Origin of the sequence: Paenibacillus allorhizosphaerae, from assembly GCF_042659105.1 — a bacterium.
Classification (GTDB): domain Bacteria; phylum Bacillota; class Bacilli; order Paenibacillales; family NBRC-103111; genus Paenibacillus_G; species Paenibacillus_G allorhizosphaerae.
The window spans coordinates 129,231-150,989 of the sequence record NZ_JBHSRV010000010.1; the positions used below are offsets into that span (position 1 = coordinate 129,231).

Sequence of the window (21,759 nt, forward strand, 5' to 3'; positions counted from 1 at the left end):
GATGCAATCCGTTCCCCACACAAGCCCTTTTATAGGACAGATCAAAGGATTTGTTTAGATCGATCCCGATTAGTCGGGTATTTTCTTGCCTATCTTTCTGTATTCAGACATTGGCTCCATGAAAAGTACTTCTTCCGGGCATCGTAGGATGTCGGCAGCTTTCTTGCGTCGCTCTCTTCCTGGAAGTACTCCTTCATAAATCCACGCATTAACGGCGCGGTGGGAGGCGCCTAGCTGCTCAGCGAAGTCGGATATTTTAAGATCTTCTGCAAACAGCAATCCAAGCAGATATCGGTTTTTGACTTCCCATGACCGCAGCCGGCGAAATCTCTTTTTCCGAATACCTTTAGATAATACGGCACGAGCACGCTCGCTTTTGTCTGCAATTTCATCTTCTTCCATGAAGCAATACATCCTTTCTTCCTTGATCATCGAAGTGTCCACTATATTACAGTAGGCGCTCCTCGATCCACTCCTGCAGAGACATATTTTCTTCCTCCGCCTTCCGGTTGAGGGCTTCCTTCTGAGATTTAGACAAGAATATAGTGACTGGAAACAAACCTGTATCGATAAGAGTACCGTCATATTTTGGAATAATCTCACCGGACTTCAGGAAGAGCTTCAGCTTGTCTATCAGATCCGGATGCGTTGTTGGCATAACTCCAAGAAGGACAGTCTTTCGCACCTCTACGGTAATGATGCGCCCCTCACGAGTGATTTTCATGTTTGCCGGACCTGCTTGCTTAAACAATTCTTCAATGACCATATAGATAACAGAATTCGGTGCTTGTTGTGTTGGAAATTCGAAGCGGGCATAGCCATAGCCAGTGATCGGCTTCCGTTCGGTAATAGTTAGAAGCGGTAACCATCCATGTTCCAAAGCTTCCTCATACGTCAGCAACTGATCGTCGCTCGTTTTAAGCCGCGCGTCAATCTTGCGGTTATTCACCCGCTTCAACTCGACGATACGGGCCAGGGAGCCATTTTTGACAAATGGCTGGAATAAGAATAAACCATTTCGCTTGTCATATATCGTTTCCACTTTGCCGGCATCCGGGTTTTCATTGATATAATGTTCCAGATCCTCTTCCTTGATAAAGTACGTCTTCTTCCCGCGGTATTCTTCTTCGTAATATTCAATCAGTCCGTCGCGGATTAGCTTATGTATGTAAGTCGTGGACCTGCCGATCCGCTGCGCAGCTTCCATCGAGGTCAAATCTTTTTTGACATAGCTTGTCTTAAACGCCTGAACATCGGAAAGACGAAAGCGGTACCCCCCGTCTCCGCGATGCGTTGATCTGTTCACCGGTTCCAATCTTTTCGTTGGGTTTTCGTGGTTGACAATCTTATAGAGGGATGTCGGTGTAATCCCGATTTCCTTAGCCGCCTCAGAAATATTGATATATGTGCTCATAATTTTTGTCCTCGTCCCCTAATCTTATTAACGGTCCAGTTAAATAGAATTATTATTTATACCATTTTATCACAGTCTAGTAATTCATGTAGATATAAAAATAAGTAAAACTAAACACAAAACCTAAGATATATAATCAACATAAATTAATAAAATAATTATTATATAAGTAGCGAATGAAATAATTATGATAGAACTAAAAGAATATAAGATTATTTTTGATTGAAATCTAATTCTACAATATTTTCAGATTATTCGTTCCTTCAACTGTTATATTTGGTACAATAGAAATAATAAAGTAGATTAAGGTAGTGATAACTTTTGAGTGGAATTTTAATGATAGAACAATCATCTATATTTTCATCATCCTTTATAATAAATGATTTAAGCGACATTCAACTTGTTCATGTGTTGATGAACAGTAATCACTACTTTAACGTTCGAGAAATAGTGTCTGCGCGGGAGGATGAAGAAGGCAACTATGACTACTCCCAGGTTTCGAATTTAGGGATGGTGTACCTTTACGTGCACAACCGTGAGAAAAAGAGGAAGGACAAAACGAAGGAAGATTACTTAAGGGCGCTGCTCTCCTTTCTGCAGTACGTGGAGACGATTTGTAAGAACGACATCAGGGAACTGTCTCGCTTCGACATGGAGATGTTTCAGACCCATCTGGAGCAGCAATATTCAAAATCCAATACGCAGGCGAAAAAGATCGTCATTATACACTCATTCCTGGAATGGTGCTTTGAGGAAGGGTATCTTAAAAAGAACGTTGGACGCGGCCTGCGGCCGGTAAAGAAAATCAAAGAGGAGATTCCGGAGCGGGATATCGAAGAATCGGATCTGAAACTGGCCATTGAGCATTATCGCGACAATCCGAAGGTACAATCCCTCATTTTAATTTTGGGGACCTCCGGAATGCGCTTAAACGAAGTGATAAAACCTCGTTGGGGTGACTTATATTTCGACCGGCGCCAGAAGAAGCATTACCTTATTACCCGGACGAAGCGGGATAAGATCAGGCATGTGCATATTAAGGAATACGCTCTTACCGTTTTAATCGAATATCGCAAACGGGTCGGTCTCAGCTCAGAGTTGAATAGTGAAGACAATACACCATTCTACCCTAATCGCATGGGCCTGCGCTATAGTTTATCGAGTCTATCCACTTACCTATCGAAGCACATGGCGGCGGCCGGTCTTACAACGATTCACGGCCATCGAGTCACACCGCATTTTATGCGGCATTATTTTGCACAAACCGCATACGCGAATGGAGCTCCCATGGATTGGATTTCTGAAACGGTTGATCACTCATCGACCAAGATCACTAAGGAGAATTATTTGAGTCGACAACTAAAGAAGGAGCGAGATGTTAGCGATTACGTAGACCTAGATGTAACGAACTGCTAATACCAGCAAATGCGGATACGCTTATCGAATGATTGGTTGAGCACAAAAACAAAGGATCAAAGGCGGCTACGTCCGATTTAATAAAAATTGAACGAAGGGTTGGATTCTATGGAACGGATACGTGGCGGTTGGGTAAATGTTCCGGAACATTTAAAATGCAAGACCGATCTCAAGGAAATGGGCCTGAAGCCAACGGGAGAAGCAAAAGCGGAAGTGTGGAATGGCCACATTTGGGTCAAGCTCTACAACATTAGCGAAACAGCCCCTTGCAAACCAGCTACCGAAAAGCAACTGGCAGCAGTCGAGAAAGCCCGCACCGCGCAATTGGCCGCTCGGACATGTTCCCGTTGTGAAGGGATCATTTCAAGAAAGGAGCGCTTGTTACAGGGAATATGTGATTATTGCCGGGAAAGTCTCTTTATCGAGGAAATCAGTAAGAATGCCTTTAAATTACTCAGGAACTGGGTTGACAATAAGTCCAAATACCTCATTTTGGATACGGAAGCCACTGGCTTAGATTACGACTCCGAAATCGTAGATATAGCCGTTATCGATCTTGATGAAAACGTATTATTCGAATCATTGGTTAAGCCGGTCTGCCCCATCCCGGAAGAAGCGACCGCCATTCATGGCATCACGAACGAAATGGTCGAAAACGCTCCGAGCTGGCCCGAAGTTTGGGTACACATCCAAAAGATTCTTTCGGTCGATAAGACCATCCTCACTTATAACGCTGACTACGATTTTCAAATGATCCGAAGCAATTGCGAGCGCCACAACCAGTCTTATACCTTATTGAAAAACTTTTGTGTCATGCAGACCTATGCTGAATATGTCGGCAGCTACTCCAGGTATCATCGAGATTTTACTTGGATTAGCTTGATGGATGCCGCTTACGATCAGGATATTCGAATGTTAGGCATTGGAAGTCATAGAGCTAAGGCTGATTGTATAGTATGTGCACGGCTGATCCACCGTGTGGCAAAACGAGGAGTTGAGAAAGAGCTTGCTAAAAAGTGCACGGTCCTGTCCTTTAAAAAAGATGGAGTATCCGCGAGATAGCAGATACTCCATTCTTATTATGCAATGTAATCATCGGCATCGATGATTCTCGTGTCACCGCTTCTTCTGCTGCTGCAGATGCGGCAATATGATTGTTGTATTGCAATTTTTGCCGGTAAATTCATCTGCACTTTCTTAGCAATACAGGATCGGTGCTGGCCATCAGTAAATGAGTAATGATCACAAGCTGTATTATGTTGAATCTCTACACTATTTTGAATGCCTATTGTTTGAAACGACTGTAATAAATTTCTACAGTAATGAACAGAAGCTTCAGAACGGTTGTTTTCGTCCTGAATTTGATATTCTTGAAACTCAGACGGGCTCAGATCGAGCGAGCACTTGCCCGTTCTCCTCATGAAACAATCATACTTTGACAGATGATATACAAATTCCTTATCCGAGGGATCCATCACTTCGTTATAACGATCGGAATTCGCCAATTGATGTAATTCAGAGGTTGCTTCTTTAATGTTTTTGGTTTCACACAAGAAACTATAAATTATTTGAAATCCCCTGGCCACATTATTTGCATGAAAATGCTTAGCGATAATACTGCTGAGGTGGCTTAATACGGCAACCGGCGAGATCCATCCTTCCATAGATGAATCCACTTTATAAATTTTTTCATGAATGGATTTTAACTCCTTTAGTCCCTCTTCATAATTGATCTGGGAGTACCGTAGATGCTGCTCCAACTTCTCAACTGTTTTATGGATTTCCATATAAAGAGTGAGCGCGTCAACGTCTTCCTCTGATAATGGAAGGAACTTTCCTTTCCCATCTTCCTTAATGAATAATATAGAACCTGATTGCTTTGTAAGTGATTCGCCGGGACCAACTAAGGCGTATAGAATCTCTCGATCGCTATGGCCTGTCCCATATTTGTCCCATAGATATACACGATTATAATGCCTGTATTTGCTCTTAAAGCGCCATTTCGAGATCATGCCGTTAAGCACTTCCCCAAGTTTTCGGTCCCCTTCAAAAATCAGAACGTGCATACAGTTCAACCTCCATAAATTTTTCAATCACTCAGGATCTCTCGAAACGCAAAAAAACTCCCTGGATGATTGCACCTTAACGGATAGAATAAACCCGTTTCGCAATAACATCCCATAGGGAGTTGAACTTGCCGCATATGCGGAAATGACGAGAGATCGTCAGAGATATCTAAGACCATTGTACTATATTTGGTATACTTTTCAAGTACCTGACGTCAGAATTCTGCTCGTACATCATCAATGCTTTTTATATCATTTCATTTTTTGAGAACGAATGTCCTTAAGATACCAGTTCTTTAAACCGGCACCATCGATATCTAAGAAGTACATATCAAAATTGACTTGCAACTTCGTACCATTATTTAATTGTACGATGGTGGTCGCCTTTATTTGTTCTGCTGACGGCTCAGGTGGCGTAAAGTCAATACTTTTAAGCTCACCTTTATTGAACAAATGAACATAAGAATGCATGACCTCAACCGGGGCTTTATTCTTCTGGCTACTAACAACTAGAAGCATATAGTCTGGCTCAATTATAGATACAGCTCCATCAAGCTTTCCCTCATTAATGAGCGAAAAAAATAATTTAACCGCATCTTCTGGCTTTCTGCTTTGCACGATCTTTTTTTGATCTGTCGGACCGCCTGGCTGCTCGTATGAGATAATCGGATTACGATCAGCTGACACGGCTGCCGAGGGCTTTTTGTCTTTGTTTTCTTTTGGGCCAGCGTGACTATAGATAATAAAACCGACTATAACAATTACCCAAGCACTCACCAATACTATGGCTATTCTCACATAAATCCGCCCTCCTGGTTTGCTTGATGTGATCCGAGCCGGCACCGGTTATTTATAAACGGTGGGGACCGTAGCCACCGGCAAACCGTAGCTAATGGCTGATAACAGTTTGGTATTAAAGTCGACCGGACTGTCATCTTCTGCAGTATCCTCTGGAAGTATCTAATCCAATCGAGAGCAGAGATCAAAATTAGTCACCGCCAAGCGCCTTATACACCCTCAAAGCGTATTCATATGACTCCTGCAATGACTTTCCTTGATTAATTGCCTCGTACATATATTCAAGCTCTTTGGTACTAAGCTTTCTATATTTATTTGAGGGTTTTAAAAATTTGATCCAAATGGCTTTACTGAGTTTATTGTAAGCAGCCTGCCACTTTTCTTTATCTAAGTCTTCTTTATCCCAGCTCATAATTCCTCCACCGCAGGATACTTAAATGGTACTTAGGAGTTAAGGCAAAAATCTGTTGATTGCCAAGTATCATAGACGTTTTCGATTCACTTATGATTCTGTAAGCATCCATAAATTTGCCATTATATGTGCTCAGATAGCTTTTAGATTCATCCGCCTCATGAATACTCAGCATCGCTATTTGCACATCATCAGAAACGAAATTCAAACTACTAAGAAGCGCATCAAATTTAGTGAAGTTTGGCGTGCTGCAACCCGTCATTTCCCCACCGCCCCCCCCACCTACTGGACCGGAATAAGCAACATCTTCGTAGGGTTGACCTGTGACCGGATTGATTCCCTTATCTACATCAAACTGAAGCAAGTTGTACTGATGCATGATCGATCGTAATTTATACCCGTATTCTTGGTCTGTTGCGTATCCAGCTGCCTGCAATCCATTCGCGAACGCATAAGGGTTTTTTTCTTGTAAGACTTGTTTATAGCGTCCATTCTTTAACAAAAAGTCCGAGTGATCGGAGAAACCTTCCAATGCGCTATTGTAAGATCGGAATTTAGCATCGATCGTTATCCAGGTACCGTCTGCTTTTTGTTCCTTTGTTGTATACGTTACATACTTATCATGGCCATCACCATCAAATTTCTTAATACCGAAGAAATTATAATGAACGGATGCTAACTCACTTCTCCCCCAACCACTCTCCAAAGCTGCTTGCGCTAGGGTGATAGATGCGGGAACGCCGCTTTTTTTCTCCTCCTCCGTTGCGTATGACCCGTATAAAAGGAAAAATGGGTGCGTAGAACCGGTAGCACCTCCAGTGACAACCCCGCCTGTACCACCTTGTGGTCCTGAGTTTGAACTTGCCGGCGGAGTCTTACAAGCCTCATCCATTACCCAGAATGTCTTGGTTACCGTCGTATTGCCGGATGATTCAACTGTCTGCTCCTGATGATACGTTATATTATCGATTCTATTCCATGCATGAGCTTTAACCAATAAGTTTACGTCCTCATAATCGATAGTCACATCTTCATGATGGATAGGGTTATCCCGAGTTTCACCATCATCACCAGTGGTTGGGTTTGGATCATCCCATACGACTTTAGTTTCAATTACGTTAATGAATATTTTATACGTTAGGTCAGGCTTTAACGAACTCGCAAGACTTGGCTTGATATCTGTATTTTCAAGATTGCTTTTCGTCATACGAATGTTATCGATCGCTTGTACAACAATCATTGGCGGACGATATTCCGGTAAATCTGTTGTTTTTTCTATGGCACTGGTATATTGAGCTCGAAGCTTGGATGCAGTATCCCCACTGGTGTCAGATAGCCAATCAAAATGAATAGCGGCGTAAATAATGCCCCCACCTATAAGGATGACAAGTACCGCAATGATGATTGCCGGAATGCCGAAATATATGAGAACAGCTGCTATCAATTTAGCAATGAGTTTAAGAATAAATTTAACTAACATCTTGATGAGTTTTTTAGCGATTTCCTTAAGTACCTTACGCGCCATCGCTTTGGCAAAGTCTTTACCGGTCTCTACCACTCTTCTGCCTACGGAAGGCATTGAGTCTTCTTCTTGATCGTTGTACATTGCCATTCACGGTCACCTCCCGAATAAATGCCCCCCGTCCGGACTGACGGAGGGCAAATTATAATGGTGGATACTGGAAGGATCAGGTCGTTGACGTCTTCCTCTTAGGAACAAAATTCTGACGTCTTAAATCCACTGCGGCATCCTGTTGCGACGGGCTGATAAAAAGATTAGCATCGATTGTTTTCCCATTATAAGCCGTCTTGCCCTGGTCATTATGTAAATATGAAGCAGTGACATATTCAACTTTACGTCCCCCATCTGTTCCTGCTCCAGCAGTCCCGGGAATTGACACGGCTTCTTTAACGGGGGTAAGTCGTACGGAATTCCCTTTACCCTGAATTTCATAAGGGGTAACGACTGTTTCTCCTGTTCGCAGAGAAGAGTTCCCGCGACCCAGGTTAGAAATAGGTTTATATTCGCCGGTTATATTATCTTTAGTTGCGAGAACACTTGATGTTGCTGTTTCTAGTGTGAATACTTTTTTGGCTCCTTGTTGATCTCTCAAATCAGTCAATGCCGAGGGATTAAGCGTTCTTCCGGCGTGGGAGCTTCGCGCCTTACTATCACCGATATCGTAGCCCCCTCGACCATAGACTACTTCACCAATTGCCCCTGCCCTTTCGGCAGCACGCTCGCGTGCCTCGGCAAGATTCGCGGCTTTTTGTTGCGGAGTCGGCGGCGGAGGATTACGTTTTGCATCGACTTTTGCTGTCCCACCCTGAGCAGCAACTGAAGCAGCCTTAGCTGCTTTAGCTGACCAATCACCATCTCTATTGGTCATATTATCATAAGCCTCTTTGAAGTTTGATGGGAACTCAGTTATCCTTTTTCCTGCTGCAGCAGCTCCTTTGCTCACAGCTCTACCACCAATAAGACCAGCTGCGCCTGCACGGTAGCCAGCGCCATCACCCACGGCTTCCCCTATCTCACCACCGATGTATGCCCCTGCACCCCCACCCATACCGGCTCCTGCAAATCCAAATGCCATTCTCCCTGCAGCACGTCCTAAACCGGCGCCAATTTCCCCGGCAGCACGTAATTTACGTTGTTGCATCGAAATGGGGCGGCCTGCTCCATTGTCGGCTACACTTCCTCCGTACGAGGCACCAGCGCTTCCTCCTCCGGCTTTGTTACCACCCATTCCTGGTAACCCATGACCTGCTCCGGAGGACTGGTTATTGTCCGTAGGGATACCTTTATAAGCTTTGTGTCCGTTGACTAATCCTTTACCAACCGTCATCATGCCCTTGGTTAAATTCATCATGCCGGCTGCTCCCACCATTGTACCGGCGGCCGCAAGCATTCCTCCTGTGCGCGATGTCGCTCCGAAAATAAACCGTATGCTTTCAGATATAGGAATAAACAAACACATGCCAACCAACATCTGAAACCAACCCATTTGATCATCAATTAGGTGGTAATAGATCCAAAATAAAACCGCATGAAGCGCTTGGGAAATGATTTGGGCCCAAAGCTCTTTCCATGCTGTCATAGTAACCCCATGCAGCATCGGATAAAACATACAACTTATCCATAGTGGAGCAAGAATGACGAGAATTGCAATCATAAACTTGCGTTGCAAATAGAATACTTCCCACCAAACAGCTGCACCACGTACCGTAAGTGCGCACGCAGCGCGAGCAATTGGAGACGTTAATTCACTTGTGTTCTCACACAAGCTATTCATTTCTATTCTCCAGTCTTGTATGCTCCGTCCATCATTTGGAATGACATTTCCCTTGTTATCAACGACGACTTGGGGTTTCATTAAATCTTTAGCAACCATATTTACTACAGCGTTATTTAATGAAAAAAACGCGGATGTAATCGAAAAAAACTGCCCAATTAGGATGGTAGCTACCACTGTTTTGATTAGAGCATCGTTGACCTCGAATTTAAGTGTAGAAGATAATCTGCTGAAAGAAAGCAAAACGCCTGATTTAATAACTGAAGCACAAATGAAACCCATTGATAAACCGGCAAACATCCAGAATCCCCGATAGAGGACCGTATTATATTGCTGCGTTGTAAATAAGCCCCAAACCGATCGATCAGCACATGCTTTGAAAGTAGTTCCCAGGATCCCGCAGCCTTGATAAAAAATGTGATCGGCAGGGTCGTGAATACCACCTAGTATCCCGTACATGAAGTCTAGAAACCAAGTAAACGGCTGCGCATACCAAGGATCACCACTACCTGCGAAAGCGGCCGGAGCAAAAATACTGGAAACTATCGAAACCAATCCAAGGGAGATTAGTAGTCGCTTAGATTTTTTGTTCCCCTTTTTAAAAGGATTCCTCAAGTTACCCCACCTCCGGAAGCAATCCTTGCTCTTGCAGCCAATCCGGATCGGTGTCTATAAATCGTCTCATCTCTTTACTGACTGTCACTTTAATAAAAGCAGAGCTGCCACCGACTCTTAAGATACCTTCGCCGCGGGAATCGTCTTCCTCTCGCTCCGGAGGGCGACGGCATATGACCTCAAGTTCACCTTCAGAAAAGTTAAAGATACTCTTCAATTGCAGTTTTTCATCCGTCGAGATTTGGCCAATACGTAGGAATAATGCGGTCGTAGCATTTTTAACCAGTGCGATCCCACTAGAATCTTCCAAAAACGGCGTAAGGTCTTGCGTGATGATGTCGGCGCCGGCATTGTATTTACGGGAGCGTCGGGCTAAATCTTCGATGAATTCCATCGCTCCAGGAATTCGCTTCATTTTCCACGCTTCTTCAATTTTCAGTCTCTTTCGGAATTTACGAAGACTGGGGCGTTTAATAAAGTACTCCCAGCCAAGTGTCGTAATGACAAGCATCATAATATCGAATATGCGAGAACTTTCGATGGCTTTAATGTTAAAGTTGATCCAGCATACATTGTCGAGCATATTATCGACTGGCATATCATCCCCGAAATTTGTCTGCCCATCAATAAGCGCACCGTCCGGAAAATCTCGCAAGTATCCACGAATTACCGTAAGCAGCCGTTCAGCGTACTTTTCTTTTAGATCTTCAAATTCGAGAGTTTCCCAATCTACATTAACAGCACAATTTTTAAGTAACCGTTTGTACACATCGGTTAATGTTCGTTCCGGTTTTCGCTTACGAACTTGCTCTACCTCTCGGGTAAAACGATTAAACTCTGGCACGAGACCAGGTTCGTAAAGAGAAGCGGGGTCTTCCGTTATACCGGCATCCTGATAAGTATCAAGAATTGCCTTCTTTAAATGAGTTTCTTCCTCACTAGTCATTCCGCCAAGTAGACGATCAAAGAATTTGAGAAGTTGGCCAATTTTGGGGCCGAGAGGGACAACAACGATTGCCTTTTTACGGCCCACTTCATCTGTAATTTCGACCTCTTCTTCAGAAATTGCAAATGGGTTAATACAAACTTTTCCACCCTCTCGAATTTCTACTTCACGTCCACCAAGGAGCCTGCAAACAGGCCCATTTTCTCCATCAGGATCAATCGAAAATATACGATAACCAAGGCAAATTTGAGAACTGGAGATATACTTATTACTAAATGATTTACCGGATCCGCTGGAACCGACGATCATAGAGGAGTAGTTATCGAGATACTTAGCGAACGTATTTAGAAATTCCATCGTCCCTGAGTGCTGGTTGACACCTAGCGGGACGCCACCGCTAAAAGGAATTTCTGAGCTGTAAAATGGGGAAGCCGCTACAATGGCAGTACGGTCGAAAAATCTCCGATCGTTCCGGTCATCTATCTTGTTATTTGCGATAGGCAATGTAGAAATATACCCGCTCCTCTGGCGATTATAAAGCACTCTTAGATAATGGTCGTTACCCATCAAATCATCCTGCATGTGCATACCGACATTATCGAGTCCTTTTTCGTCCTTAGCGAATACAGTCACAAGACACGTTCCTAGGAAACCATCGTTATAACCATCACTGAGCTCATCGAGCAAACGACCGGCTGCATCTACGGACTTTTGGGCTTCTCGAGCTTCGATTTCGTTCCCGGATTTGAGCATGTTGATTAAACGCGTTCCTTCATCAGTAGCGGCATTTTTATAGGTACGAATTGCTTGATTACGTGTCAATTTCGTTATATAGAACATCATATTAACAGGCCCCGAGCGATATAAAACATCAAGAGATCCAGTTGTTAATGAGGTAGTTCCGAACTCAAGAATAAACGAGCGGAACGGGTACGCCCCTGCAGCACCATCAAGAACATTCCCAATATCACGGGTATGTTCGGGGACTTCGAACCCGGTTGGTGCAACGAAATCAAAATAGGACAAAGTGGGTACCGGCATTCCACTCTTCAGTTCCTGGGACTGTAGTTCACCTGGATCAACAGGTGATTTTTTATTGCCAAATATTTTTTGAAGCAGATTTTTCATCTTTGATCTCCTCCGCCTGCTCTTCCAAATCTTCGTCTAAAAATCGATTTGCCGGACGAGAGTAGTCTGACATTACGATATTTCCGAGTCTCCCTGGAGTCGATACAATCGATCGAAAACCTTTGACGGTTCCTGATTGTTTATGTGTTGCAAAGTATTGCGATTCAAGTAGGTCCTCCAAAGAGGCAAGCTTGGCGACCCCTCCCATGCGTCCGTACCCTCCAATAATTGTAGATCCTAGACGGATGTATTCATTGATCGCTTTGGAATAAACGAGATCATCGTCCATATCATCGATCAACTTAGGCGGGTATTCTAAGATAATGAAGAAGTAGCGAACATAGTTATATTCGTCCGTACTCTTCTGCCAATGTTCCATAAAGGGAAAAAACATACTTTCTGCATAGCGCTGTGCGATAGGCTGTAGAGAAGGGAAGGCATCAAAATACTGCTGCATCTGATCAACAAGTTCGATGGGACGGGACTGCACATGAATCGCGAGCTTCACTTCACGGCCTGGACCGAGTGACAGTTGGGCAAGCAGCCTCTCGAACGCTCGATCGGTATCTTCTTGTTCAATAATGGAGCGAAGCTGATAGTTGATCGGTTCCGTTTTGACAGCTCCAACAAAAGTTCTTACATCGCCTTTTGGCTCTAGCTCAAGCTGATGGTCTCCAACGATTTGTTTTATTCCGATTATTTTCTTCCAGTCTCCCTCAAGTTCTTTCGTTTGCGAGGAAACTTTCTTTTTTTCTGTTTTCTTCTTTGATTTATTTATGGGAATAATCGGCTTATTGGTCATCACTCGGTAAATTAACCATCCAATTAGTCCGAGTCCCAAAAACATAAAAATATCACTCATTAAAATCTCCTCCACAAGCCACTTTCTTTTTTCTTATGGCGCATTCTATACAAGAGATGACGGTCAAGGAAAAGTCCACTTTGAGGGTGCTTAATAAACGATAGCAGAGTTGCAGGAACGAATACCATCGCACACATGAAAAAGACTACGAAAGATAATGCAAACGGAAAATCATCGTTATACGTATATTGAACCAATTCGATAAATGCTAGAAGAGCGATTGAGAAATAAGCGGTTTGTCTCCAGGAGAAGCTTAGTTCCCAGATCTTGACCGGTCGACGTTCCTTTTCCGTGTCAAAAGGCATTGCAGTACGCATTACCAATTGAGCCTCCTTTCGTTATGACCTTAAAAAATGAGCCCTACGCGGGGGTAGGGCTTTACCATTACCTTCTTCTTATTGGTGAGCAATCCAACCTGCAAGGGAATGCATTTTCGCTAGAATAACAATACCTACACCAGCTGTTAATAGACAACCCACCGCAATTCCTCTTTTTTGTGCATTACCCATTGAGAAGCCGAGCATAATGGCTCCAACGGCAATCGGAATAAGGATTAGGGCGATGCCGATAATACGAAGATTGGTTACCCAATCATCTACTAACTTATTAACATCATTAGTACCTTGACCAGCATTTGGAAGGTTACCAATATTCGGCACAACATTTGTAGCGTCGGCAGATGCACCCGTTACCATACAGACGTTGAATGCGACGAAAGCCACAAACAATAGGACTAATACTTTAGAACCAAACCCTTTTTTCTTCATTCGAAAATCCTCCTAATTTCTGTGATATATTGTCTTTTTCTGATTTCAGACCATTCACTACTTCTTCTATGCTGCGACAAAATTTGCTAGAAATGTAGGAAAATTAGCCCAATCTGCTACTAATCATATACCATCACCCCATAATCTGACAATGCCTTTGTGTGTAAAATACACACATAGCGAGTCGGAATTTTACATAATTATGAAAAATATATTGAAAACCTAATCCCTAAGTCATATACTAAATGTACAAACATATGTTTGTAGGGAATAGGGAGGATAAGCAATGTTAGATCAATTTTTTTATCGAATTGACAAAGGTATATATGAAGCCGGCGCAGATTGGGCGGTGATCGGCGTGTTTTTCATCATCATTTTGATTGCGTGCTATTGCGTGCTTGCCTTAAAGGTGAATCGTTTACTTCATGCCGGGGTTGCAGTGTTCATTCTTATGTTTGTAACCTACTTCCCCTGTGTGTCGTTCCCACAACTACTAGAAGGAGCCTATTTACATCTAGGACTTATAACTCCGTGGTATATAGAAGCTGTTCCTAATGTGATTCGTTTCCCTACACTTTGGCTGCATGCAATTTTGATTCCGGTATCCATTTGGACAGTTTTTGCAATGATGAAAGATCTCCTTCGTGGAGATCCCCTGTTAACAAAGAAAATCATTGCTCGTAGACACGAGTATGCACTCGAAGTTGACCGACAACTGAGAGAGCAATGGCGAAAAGAAAAACAAGAACGTGAACGTGAACGTATGCAAGAAGATCCGGCCGGGCTTCATTAGAAGCCGGCCGTTTCTTTTTAGGATGATTTCAGAACTCGTTTCTCATAAGAGAAACCTTGATTTTGTAAATTCGTTAACCACGTTGAAAGAAATTCATTAAGCTTCTGCATCTCGAGCTCATCAATAACCTCATCTTCGTCATAGGCGACCCGGTACTGATAAGTATCCTGATAGCTGACCGCATTGGCCGTCTCAGCTTCCAAATCGACACGGATTTCCATATCCGGGTCAGGAACAAGATCACCATTTAATCTGTAGTAGTGCGTCATGCTGATGGCATTGGTACCAACGACTTCAATGGTAAGGTCCATGAATGGCTTCGACCGCAGTTTGGTATAACCTGATACTTCCAAAATTTCTTTTATATTGCCGCCAAGCAATTGATTAATTTTCGCAAAACGTTCATATGCGTCCATATTTATTCCCCCAGTAGTCCCCTCTCACACCGAGGGGACAAGATTGTCAATCTTGTCATGCCCGGTGTGAGGGCTCTTACCTTATGAACTTAGCAATAACGAATGCTAGTTTTCTTGATCGATAACGTCTTCTATCCACATATCGACGATATCCTCTTTCGAAATGGGAATAGCTACATCTTCGCCGTCTTTGGTTTTACCTTTAAGATTAATTGACTGGAGTCCGTTGAGGACATGCTCTGTCATACTACGATAAGCATCTTCCTCATGAACCTGCATTTTAAATTCTGTTAAGACAATTTTCCCGGGAACCAGTTCCCTAAGTTTAACATTCATGCAAAGCCAAACTTGATTGCTCATACAGCCCATGCCTCCTTGACCCCGCCTACACCACGGGGATTAAATTAAGAATCAATCCGCCCGGTGTAGGGGCTGCCAATATGAGGTTAGATAATGAAATTACATTTTAGCTGGATTTCGTGGGAAGTGGCCGCGATCCAGATACGTGAATCCCTCAGATACATGGCTTTTAATTCGTCAATGACATCCCGAGGATTCGCCCTGCACGTCAGTTCTTCTTTCATTTGGAAAATGCTTAGCACCCGTTACCCCTCCTCTCAAATGGGAAATACTAATTGACCGCTTTCTTTGTCAACGTAGAATTCCAATGGAGTGAATGGGGCGCCTTGCAATGCCTGCTCTGCAATTTCAGAAGCTACGGGCAATACTTTATCGAAGTATGCTTCGACGGCCTTTAGAAACTCAGGATCCTTTGGATACACGGGTGAATCATATTTTGCATCCAAAAAAGACGATTGAATTCCTTTTACTTCATATAGATAAAGTTCGAAGGAGCGGGCAAAGACTTCGGTTCGGCGCAGATAATAATCCGCGTTGTACTTTGTTTTGCCTTTCCAGCGTTGTACAAACGCATCATCAGCGGGCATGCGTGCGATCGCCTGTCGAACACATTGTTCGTATTTCTCGTACACATCCAAAAATGAAAATTGATCACTAAGACGGTCGAACTTTGTGCCTAGCTGATAATCCACTTGATGTGCACTTTCGTGCATGTAACTGGATATTCCGTCCAAATCTACAAGGGTCGCCTTGAACGATGGAAAGAATAGACCCGCAGCCCGGTAGTTACCTAGTTTTCGGATTCGAAAACTATATTCCGGTGCTGGCGGTAACGGAACAATGCGCGACATGCGCCTAAATTCCGCCTCGAGCTCCTTGAATTTTTTTAAATCCACATCTGCATCGAGTTCAACCGTACCGTAATGAGTTAAAAACGAGTTGTTGCTCATCCGGGACAGTGTTTTTTGAGGTATGTTTTTCTTAAGCTGCCAAACTCTTGCATAGGTATCATTCGATTCTTCGCGATCGTCTGCGTCGTCGTGCAGGCTACAGATCTCCTGCAGAAATGGATAAAGGGCCAATTCGATAATCCATCCGCGCGCGGCTGGCATCGTTAACATCCTATCCCATGCTCCTGGTACCTCACAAAGAACGTCCCATACGTCAATCGGGAAAATTTTGTATAGGTCTATGGCTCGTTCTGATTTTGGATCATGCACATCGGAGCAAAGTTCCTGCATAAGCATGATCAGTGATTCTGGCCCCTGCAGATGGAATGCCGATTGCGAATACAGTTTCACAGCGGCAATCACCTTACGTGCCAGTTCTCTTCGCAAATACTCTAAATGAGACCGAGAGAAATTCAGTAGCGAATTTTTCAACAGCACTTCGGATAAGAGGGTCGGGATATCAATAATCCAGTAATATTCACCAATCCTTTTATACCCAAGGTTACGTCCGTGTTTTTTCAGTAGAATATCCGCACCGATCGCGCCGTAGGCTTCATCGTATCCAAACAGACCATCCTTGAAGCAAACCTTGATCCCGTTATTCTCAATTAGTGAATCCGAAGCCTTTGAATAATGTTGCACAATGGCCATGGGACCGTATGGCTTAATTCTGCCCCTAATTGGCTCCATCGTGACTTGAAAGGGGCCACAAGATGCTTTAGCAAACAAATCTTCATTGATAGGAACTTGTTTCATCCTACGCCGAATGGCTTGCTCTGCAATCTTTCTTTGCTCCACACAGGAATCCTCGCGGGAAATCCGGATCCGAAGATCACTAAAGATCTCGGAAATATTACGCTGCTTCATACGTTCCCGGAGATATTCCTCCTTCGTCCTTCTCACACTGTCGACGCGATTAAGCTCTGCAGTTACCATATACATCCTCCTAAGGTTTGATTTGCCCGAAAACGACAAAAAACCCCAAGGGGAGCTTTACATGGGCATACCTCGCCTATGTATCATATGCTCACCCTTAGGGTTGCTTACTTGCGCAAAAATTGCTTCGGACATAAATCTGGTTTTAGTATATCACGATGCCATGATAATAGAAAGAATTAAAAAAGCCATCCAAAGGATCTGGATGGCCATGAAATATCACGGTATTTCGTAAAAATATACTTTAATCTTATCGTTTGCTTGTTTAAGATAATTTCCGAGATCCGTTTCCTTTATTGATTCTAGATAGGCACGAGCTTCTCCCCCAATCAATGAGAGATTTCTAAATATATGTTGAAGCATTTCATTGTCTGTTGGTTTTTCGCGCCAAAACTTTTTCATCAATACCGCGAAGTCCTCTTCATTTCGTTCACGTAAACGTGAATAAAAGTGTAGAAGATCTTCCATGTTGCTGCATACCCAAAAAACTTCACGAGATAATACCGAGGATCGAATTATATAACGGTCCATTCTCGAGGCTTCGGTGTCAATCAAGAAACCTTTCCATGGTCTTCCCCAAAACCCAGCTTCCTTTGGAACAAACCCATTGGCAAGTAAGTTTAGCTTCAATAAACTGTGCTTCCGGATTTCCTCTGCACTCAATAGGTAAATTTTACGATCTCGAGCATGTATAACCGTTTGCAGCTCGTCGTATTCTTCAGCTGTAATTTCCAGGAGGAATTGTTTCTGATAATGGGCGGTACCCAAACAGGCATCATCATAAATTTCCATGAGAGCGTCATCTTCGACGTGTACGCCGGGCAGGTGATAGTATGTCCATAAATATTCATCACTGCTCGGGTCGATATTCAAGTAGTATCGGCACTTAGGGGCCTCCTGCCAAATAAAGTGATTGGCCCCAATCGGGTACACACGAATCGTTATATGATTAACCTGGATATCGAAGCCATGATATAATTCATCTTCGCCGGCATGACACGATGCCCTAAATGCATCGATGGATTCGTCATATCGATACGTCGTTTGTTGCGAATTGATAAAGGGATTCAGATGCTCAACAAGAGCTCTTGTAAAGACGGGATAGAATCCGTTTGTAAAGCATGGAAAGCTAACGTCACTTTTTGCATGTAAGGAAAACGAACCCTGACGGTAGATCACTTGAGGATTGGTATTCGGCTGCAGGGCTATCCTCGTGTCCTCTTCGTCTGTAACCCGTACCTTTTGAATAGCACCAGGGGGAAAAGATAAGTAAGCATCCTGTCGCGCTTCCTCATACTTGCCCTCAAAAACGTAGTCAGATTGTTTTCCATTTTTCAATAAAACTTCGACATTCCAAGACTTGGCCATAAATTAGTTCCTCCTCAAATAGCCCCCAAAGGAGGGGGCTGGTAATAATGCTCCCCTCCGATAGGCGGAGGATTCACTTATTTAGATGAAAAGTTCAGCGATCGAATAATCGGGATCGGGATTTCGCTCATCTAGTGGCTGCTTCAGAATATCTCTGATATATTTTCGGGTATACTCGTCACCACGTTTTTTTAAAATTGCCTCGAAGCTGATACTGTCGAAGACGATGTAATCCTTAATGGCTAAGTATTCGTCTCCCCCGTCTAGCTGCTGTATGAGTGCAAGATTCTCGAATGTTAATGCCTTTCCAACATTCCAATTTCCCTGCCTAAACATCTCGATCAGTGTATCATCGATGAACACTCGTAGAAGCTATTGGAGCGGGAAAATGGCGGATCGGAGGCCATTCGAATCCATGGGTTCTGCATTCCCTTTATATACCAGATATCCTTCATTGCTTCTTTGCCGCACAACAAGCAAAATACGATGTCATGAACGATATTCCGATATGCCTGCTCGTTACGGCTGATGTGATGGCCACACGAACATTTTGAGCTTTCCTTAATACCCTTTCGCAAAAAAATAAGCTGCGACATATTTATTTTCCCCTTTCGCCAGCCATGCTGGATGCATAATGTATTAGGCCATTGATTGATTGCGGCTCAAATAGGACAAGCGTTGCAGCCGTCGGTTTAGGAACTCCTGACTCTGCTTTTCCTTTTCAATTTCCATCACAACATAGCGTTCCCGTACGTCCACAAGTTGACGAAATTGATTGAGTTCGGGTTTCCGTAAATATCCTCGCGCACAGCATTCCTCAAGACTAGTCGTATCGACTTTTGCACATTGGATAAGAACGCCAGCTCCCAAAAGGGAAAGAACAATTTCCGGATCACAAGAAGCCTTTCTCTCCAAATACGAGAATGAACCGAAGTCATATTGCAATTTCCGTTTCCTTCGCAGACTTGGGGATTTGAGTGCTGCTGCCCGAGCATTCTGATAGAGGTTCTCTACCGTATCCAGGCGGCCTTTTGCAGCTCTCCAAGCTTTGGCCTGGTCCGAAAAACTGGCATCCCTGAGCCATGCCACTTCACTTTCGACGAAAGAGACGTCAACACGTGAAGCTTTCTTTGGGGAGAATTGCACGTAAGGTTCGCCGGGAACTAGGTATTTCTTAAGTACCTTTATTTGATCCTCATTCAGTTCACTAAGATCTACATCGGCAATCAATGGCAATATTCCCAGATCGAGCAGATGCTCATTCAATGCGATGTAATTCGTCCGGTACACGTTGTATTTCATCATTTTTCCAACGACGCCGACATCCTTCCATTCCATACGTATGCTGCCATCAGCTTTTTGATTTTCCTTGAGTATCTCCTGAATTTGTTCCAATCGTGCCTCTGCAATCTTGAGCTCACGGTAGTTGCCATCCTGGATAAACCGCTTGATCGTTATAATGCTCATTGGTAGTCACCTCCGAGCATAGACGCCATTCGTTCACTTGTTTGGTTATCCAAGATGAGGCAACGATGTGCGCCAAGATCAATCGGTTCATCGGAGACCAGTGTTCCGTAGATATAATTCCAGTCTGTCTCGCTATAAGGCTCAATGGTAATCGGTAGGTAGGGAGATTCATCGCTGCGCCGCAACGTATAGTAATGCAGCTGCTCCACTCGAAATATACCGGGTAACACCCAATCATGAACGAGAATCTTGGCATCCGAGAAATTCAATGGACGCTTTAACCTACCAACGTCTAATCGAAGCCAGTTCTGGTTACGATTAAAGAGGAATCGCCGGGTTCCGTTTACCTCAACTACAATTCCTGCCATAGAGCTTAGCTGCAGCAAGGAAGGCCGATGTACCAATCGGGCCATTAATGCCGGGATTGATGGAGTTACATCATCGAACCCAAATAAATCGGCCGTACCTCGAGCTCCAATGCAGTCAAACAGAAATGGAAATTGTTCAACGGTTGCCTTTCGAGCAACTTCACTCAGGTCTGCTTCAAGGAAAGCAAACTCCGACCTCAATCGGAAGTATCGGATAACAGACGATTCGAGAGGTTGAAATCGACCACAGTCGTAGTAGTACCTTCGGCCGGATAGAAGATCATCCCCCCCACCCAGAACAATGATGTCTCCGACGCACATGGGGCGGCCCTTATATCCTTCCGGGAAGTTTTGATTGAACGCGTAGTGATATAAACCATCAAGAAGCGAATCTGTTGAGGATGTTGTCTCCAATCCGAGCTCGTCCGTTGTTCCGGTCCATGCCAACTCATAGAGCGGGTATAGTGATGATTCGGACAGCTCTACACGAAGAGAGACAAACGATCGTCCTCCGTACTGTTGCACGAATTCAGGTTTCATCTGGAAAAGGGATACTGTATTCATATTTTGGCGCCTTTCGGCTACCTCCTTTTGTCATAGTTAAGGAAAAAAGAAAAGGGGCGGAATGTTGATGTTCCGCTCCCTTCACTTAATTGCTTATTGTTCCCACGGCATGCTGGAGTTACTTCTGCCTCCACCGCCGCCGGCACCCGCGCCGCTATATTCACGGCTGCCACCTTGATTGCCATAATTACCGGATCCATTGTTTCCGTAACGCTGGTTATTGTTTCCACCACCGTTACCACCTCGGTTCCCGTTTCCGCCGTTGCCGCCGCTTTGTCCGCCACGGTTTCCGTAATTTCGGTTTCCTCCGCCACCTTGTCCCTGATTGTTTCGGTTGCTTCCAGCGTTACCGTAATTACCACGATTGCCGTTGTTTCGTTGGCCGCCTCCGTTACCTTGATTCCCGCTGCGGCTGTAGTTGTTATTACGGCTGCCTTGATTGCCGCTTGCTACATCCTCAGGAGGAGCATCCAGGTATTGAATGCTCTTTGCAACAATTTCAGTCACCCAACGACGATTTCCGTGATCATCATCATAGGTCCTCACCTGTATGCGGCCGTCGACAAAAATTCTCCTACCTTTACGCAGATACGTATCTGCCGAAACCGCAAGATCATTTTTGCAAACGATCGGTATGAAATCAGCCGAACTTCCGTCATTGAGGTCCACGGTGCGGTCAACCGCAAGGAAAAAATTTGCAACTTTGAAGTCGCCCATGTCCTTAAAATCCGGATTATCGACTAAATTACCTACAAGCTCAACAACATTACGTTTAAACATACGATTCTACCCTTTCCTTATCCCGCCTCCCTTTAAG

Annotated in this window: 21 protein-coding genes; 3 read left to right on the plus strand and 18 right to left on the minus strand. The window is 43.9% G+C overall.

Going from position 1 to position 21,759, the window contains the following annotated elements; translation table 11 throughout:
- Positions 1–69: 69 nt before the first annotated feature.
- Together ACFQI7_RS27975 and ACFQI7_RS27980 are read right to left on the minus strand one after the other, a co-directional pair.
- Positions 70–402: a hypothetical protein gene (locus tag ACFQI7_RS27975; RefSeq protein ID WP_218101267.1), complete on the minus strand. Its 333-nt coding sequence runs from the start codon at positions 400–402 to the stop codon at positions 70–72.
- Positions 403–448: 46 nt separating this feature from the next.
- On the minus strand, positions 449–1,414 hold the full coding sequence (locus tag ACFQI7_RS27980) for a helix-turn-helix domain-containing protein (protein WP_218101266.1): 966 nt from the start codon (positions 1,412–1,414) through the stop codon (positions 449–451).
- Positions 1,415–1,750: 336 nt separating this feature from the next.
- Between ACFQI7_RS27980 and ACFQI7_RS27985 the strand changes: the two genes are divergently transcribed.
- The gene (locus ACFQI7_RS27985; protein WP_218101265.1) at positions 1,751–2,830 is read left to right on the plus strand and encodes a tyrosine-type recombinase/integrase; all 1,080 of its coding nucleotides are present in this window, start codon (positions 1,751–1,753) and stop codon (positions 2,828–2,830) included.
- Positions 2,831–2,938: 108 nt separating this feature from the next.
- A complete protein-coding gene (locus tag ACFQI7_RS27990) occupies positions 2,939–3,892 on the plus strand; it encodes a 3'-5' exonuclease (protein WP_218101264.1) in 954 nt (317 codons plus the stop codon).
- 17 nt (positions 3,893–3,909) lie between these two features.
- Here ACFQI7_RS27990 and ACFQI7_RS27995 read toward each other — a convergent pair whose 3' ends face one another.
- From ACFQI7_RS27995 to ACFQI7_RS28035, 9 genes are all read right to left on the minus strand, one after another.
- A complete protein-coding gene (locus tag ACFQI7_RS27995) occupies positions 3,910–4,896 on the minus strand; it encodes a hypothetical protein (protein WP_218101263.1) in 987 nt (328 codons plus the stop codon).
- Positions 4,897–5,148: 252 nt separating this feature from the next.
- Positions 5,149–5,694 carry a hypothetical protein gene (locus ACFQI7_RS28000; RefSeq protein WP_218101262.1) on the minus strand — a complete coding sequence of 182 codons (546 nt, stop codon included), beginning with the start codon at positions 5,692–5,694 and terminating at the stop codon, positions 5,149–5,151.
- 190 nt (positions 5,695–5,884) lie between these two features.
- Positions 5,885–6,106 (minus strand): hypothetical protein, encoded by a 222-nt coding sequence (locus tag ACFQI7_RS28005; RefSeq protein ID WP_218101261.1) that lies wholly within the window; start codon positions 6,104–6,106, stop codon positions 5,885–5,887.
- Positions 6,093–7,718 carry a glycoside hydrolase family 73 protein gene (locus ACFQI7_RS28010; protein ID WP_218101260.1) on the minus strand — a complete coding sequence of 542 codons (1,626 nt, stop codon included), beginning with the start codon at positions 7,716–7,718 and terminating at the stop codon, positions 6,093–6,095. Before ACFQI7_RS28010 ends, ACFQI7_RS28005 begins: the two co-directional genes overlap by 14 nt.
- A gap of 76 nt (positions 7,719–7,794) precedes the next feature.
- Positions 7,795–10,017, minus strand: a complete 2,223-nt coding sequence (locus ACFQI7_RS28015) for a hypothetical protein (protein WP_218101259.1) — start codon at positions 10,015–10,017, stop codon at positions 7,795–7,797.
- Between the two features lies 1 nt (position 10,018).
- A complete protein-coding gene (locus ACFQI7_RS28020) occupies positions 10,019–12,091 on the minus strand; it encodes a VirB4 family type IV secretion system protein (RefSeq protein ID WP_218101258.1) in 2,073 nt (690 codons plus the stop codon).
- Entirely contained in the window at positions 12,057–12,953 is an 897-nt protein-coding gene (locus ACFQI7_RS28025; RefSeq protein ID WP_218101257.1) for a hypothetical protein, read from the minus strand. The genes ACFQI7_RS28020 and ACFQI7_RS28025 overlap by 35 nt, the downstream gene beginning before the upstream one ends.
- Positions 12,953–13,270, minus strand: coding sequence for a PrgI family protein (locus tag ACFQI7_RS28030; RefSeq protein ID WP_218101256.1), 318 nt, complete (start codon positions 13,268–13,270; stop codon positions 12,953–12,955). Before ACFQI7_RS28030 ends, ACFQI7_RS28025 begins: the two co-directional genes overlap by 1 nt.
- A 78-nt stretch (positions 13,271–13,348) precedes the next feature.
- A complete protein-coding gene (locus ACFQI7_RS28035) occupies positions 13,349–13,720 on the minus strand; it encodes a hypothetical protein (protein WP_218101255.1) in 372 nt (123 codons plus the stop codon).
- A 286-nt stretch (positions 13,721–14,006) separates the two neighbouring features.
- Between ACFQI7_RS28035 and ACFQI7_RS28040 the strand changes: the two genes are divergently transcribed.
- Positions 14,007–14,513: a hypothetical protein gene (locus ACFQI7_RS28040; RefSeq protein ID WP_218101254.1), complete on the plus strand. Its 507-nt coding sequence runs from the start codon at positions 14,007–14,009 to the stop codon at positions 14,511–14,513.
- Between the two features lie 17 nt (positions 14,514–14,530).
- Here ACFQI7_RS28040 and ACFQI7_RS28045 read toward each other — a convergent pair whose 3' ends face one another.
- The 7 genes from ACFQI7_RS28045 to ACFQI7_RS28075 all read right to left on the minus strand — a co-directional run bounded on the left by ACFQI7_RS28045 (position 14,531) and on the right by ACFQI7_RS28075 (position 21,722).
- On the minus strand, positions 14,531–14,929 hold the full coding sequence (locus ACFQI7_RS28045) for a DUF1249 domain-containing protein (protein ID WP_218101253.1): 399 nt from the start codon (positions 14,927–14,929) through the stop codon (positions 14,531–14,533).
- 105 nt (positions 14,930–15,034) lie between these two features.
- Positions 15,035–15,289 carry a hypothetical protein gene (locus tag ACFQI7_RS28050; protein WP_218101252.1) on the minus strand — a complete coding sequence of 85 codons (255 nt, stop codon included), beginning with the start codon at positions 15,287–15,289 and terminating at the stop codon, positions 15,035–15,037.
- A 257-nt stretch (positions 15,290–15,546) separates the two neighbouring features.
- Positions 15,547–17,175: an LPD1 domain-containing protein gene (locus ACFQI7_RS28055; RefSeq protein WP_218101251.1), complete on the minus strand. Its 1,629-nt coding sequence runs from the start codon at positions 17,173–17,175 to the stop codon at positions 15,547–15,549.
- A gap of 219 nt (positions 17,176–17,394) precedes the next feature.
- Entirely contained in the window at positions 17,395–18,543 is a 1,149-nt protein-coding gene (locus ACFQI7_RS28060; RefSeq protein WP_218101250.1) for a hypothetical protein, read from the minus strand.
- 639 nt (positions 18,544–19,182) lie between these two features.
- A complete protein-coding gene (locus ACFQI7_RS28065; protein ID WP_218101249.1) occupies positions 19,183–20,010 on the minus strand; it encodes a hypothetical protein in 828 nt (275 codons plus the stop codon).
- Complete coding sequence (locus tag ACFQI7_RS28070) at positions 20,007–20,942, minus strand: hypothetical protein (protein ID WP_218101248.1); 936 nt, start codon at positions 20,940–20,942, stop codon at positions 20,007–20,009. Before ACFQI7_RS28070 ends, ACFQI7_RS28065 begins: the two co-directional genes overlap by 4 nt.
- A gap of 93 nt (positions 20,943–21,035) precedes the next feature.
- Positions 21,036–21,722 carry a single-stranded DNA-binding protein gene (locus tag ACFQI7_RS28075; RefSeq protein WP_218101247.1) on the minus strand — a complete coding sequence of 229 codons (687 nt, stop codon included), beginning with the start codon at positions 21,720–21,722 and terminating at the stop codon, positions 21,036–21,038.
- Between the last annotated feature and the right edge of the window lie 37 nt (positions 21,723–21,759).

What these genes read in the sequence shown, in the direction of transcription:
- ACFQI7_RS28050 (WP_218101252.1), bottom strand. Translation starts at nt 15,289, where the DNA reads ATGAGCAATCAAGTTTGGCTTTGCATGAATGTTAAACTTAGGGAACTG.
- ACFQI7_RS28075 (WP_218101247.1), bottom strand. Translation starts at nt 21,722, where the DNA reads ATGTTTAAACGTAATGTTGTTGAGCTTGTAGGTAATTTAGTCGATAAT.
- ACFQI7_RS28045 (WP_218101253.1), bottom strand. Translation starts at nt 14,929, where the DNA reads ATGGACGCATATGAACGTTTTGCGAAAATTAATCAATTGCTTGGCGGC.
- ACFQI7_RS27980 (WP_218101266.1), bottom strand. Translation starts at nt 1,414, where the DNA reads ATGAGCACATATATCAATATTTCTGAGGCGGCTAAGGAAATCGGGATT.
- ACFQI7_RS27995 (WP_218101263.1), bottom strand. Translation starts at nt 4,896, where the DNA reads ATGCACGTTCTGATTTTTGAAGGGGACCGAAAACTTGGGGAAGTGCTT.
- ACFQI7_RS27985 (WP_218101265.1), top strand. Translation starts at nt 1,751, where the DNA reads ATGATAGAACAATCATCTATATTTTCATCATCCTTTATAATAAATGAT.
- ACFQI7_RS28065 (WP_218101249.1), bottom strand. Translation starts at nt 20,010, where the DNA reads ATGAGCATTATAACGATCAAGCGGTTTATCCAGGATGGCAACTACCGT.
- ACFQI7_RS28070 (WP_218101248.1), bottom strand. Translation starts at nt 20,942, where the DNA reads ATGAATACAGTATCCCTTTTCCAGATGAAACCTGAATTCGTGCAACAG.
- ACFQI7_RS28055 (WP_218101251.1), bottom strand. Translation starts at nt 17,175, where the DNA reads ATGGTAACTGCAGAGCTTAATCGCGTCGACAGTGTGAGAAGGACGAAG.
- ACFQI7_RS27975 (WP_218101267.1), bottom strand. Translation starts at nt 402, where the DNA reads ATGGAAGAAGATGAAATTGCAGACAAAAGCGAGCGTGCTCGTGCCGTA.
- ACFQI7_RS28025 (WP_218101257.1), bottom strand. Translation starts at nt 12,953, where the DNA reads ATGAGTGATATTTTTATGTTTTTGGGACTCGGACTAATTGGATGGTTA.
- ACFQI7_RS28035 (WP_218101255.1), bottom strand. Translation starts at nt 13,720, where the DNA reads ATGAAGAAAAAAGGGTTTGGTTCTAAAGTATTAGTCCTATTGTTTGTG.
- ACFQI7_RS28030 (WP_218101256.1), bottom strand. Translation starts at nt 13,270, where the DNA reads ATGCGTACTGCAATGCCTTTTGACACGGAAAAGGAACGTCGACCGGTC.
- ACFQI7_RS28040 (WP_218101254.1), top strand. Translation starts at nt 14,007, where the DNA reads ATGTTAGATCAATTTTTTTATCGAATTGACAAAGGTATATATGAAGCC.
- ACFQI7_RS28060 (WP_218101250.1), bottom strand. Translation starts at nt 18,543, where the DNA reads ATGGCCAAGTCTTGGAATGTCGAAGTTTTATTGAAAAATGGAAAACAA.
- ACFQI7_RS28010 (WP_218101260.1), bottom strand. Translation starts at nt 7,718, where the DNA reads ATGGCAATGTACAACGATCAAGAAGAAGACTCAATGCCTTCCGTAGGC.
- ACFQI7_RS28005 (WP_218101261.1), bottom strand. Translation starts at nt 6,106, where the DNA reads ATGAGCTGGGATAAAGAAGACTTAGATAAAGAAAAGTGGCAGGCTGCT.
- ACFQI7_RS27990 (WP_218101264.1), top strand. Translation starts at nt 2,939, where the DNA reads ATGGAACGGATACGTGGCGGTTGGGTAAATGTTCCGGAACATTTAAAA.
- ACFQI7_RS28020 (WP_218101258.1), bottom strand. Translation starts at nt 12,091, where the DNA reads ATGAAAAATCTGCTTCAAAAAATATTTGGCAATAAAAAATCACCTGTT.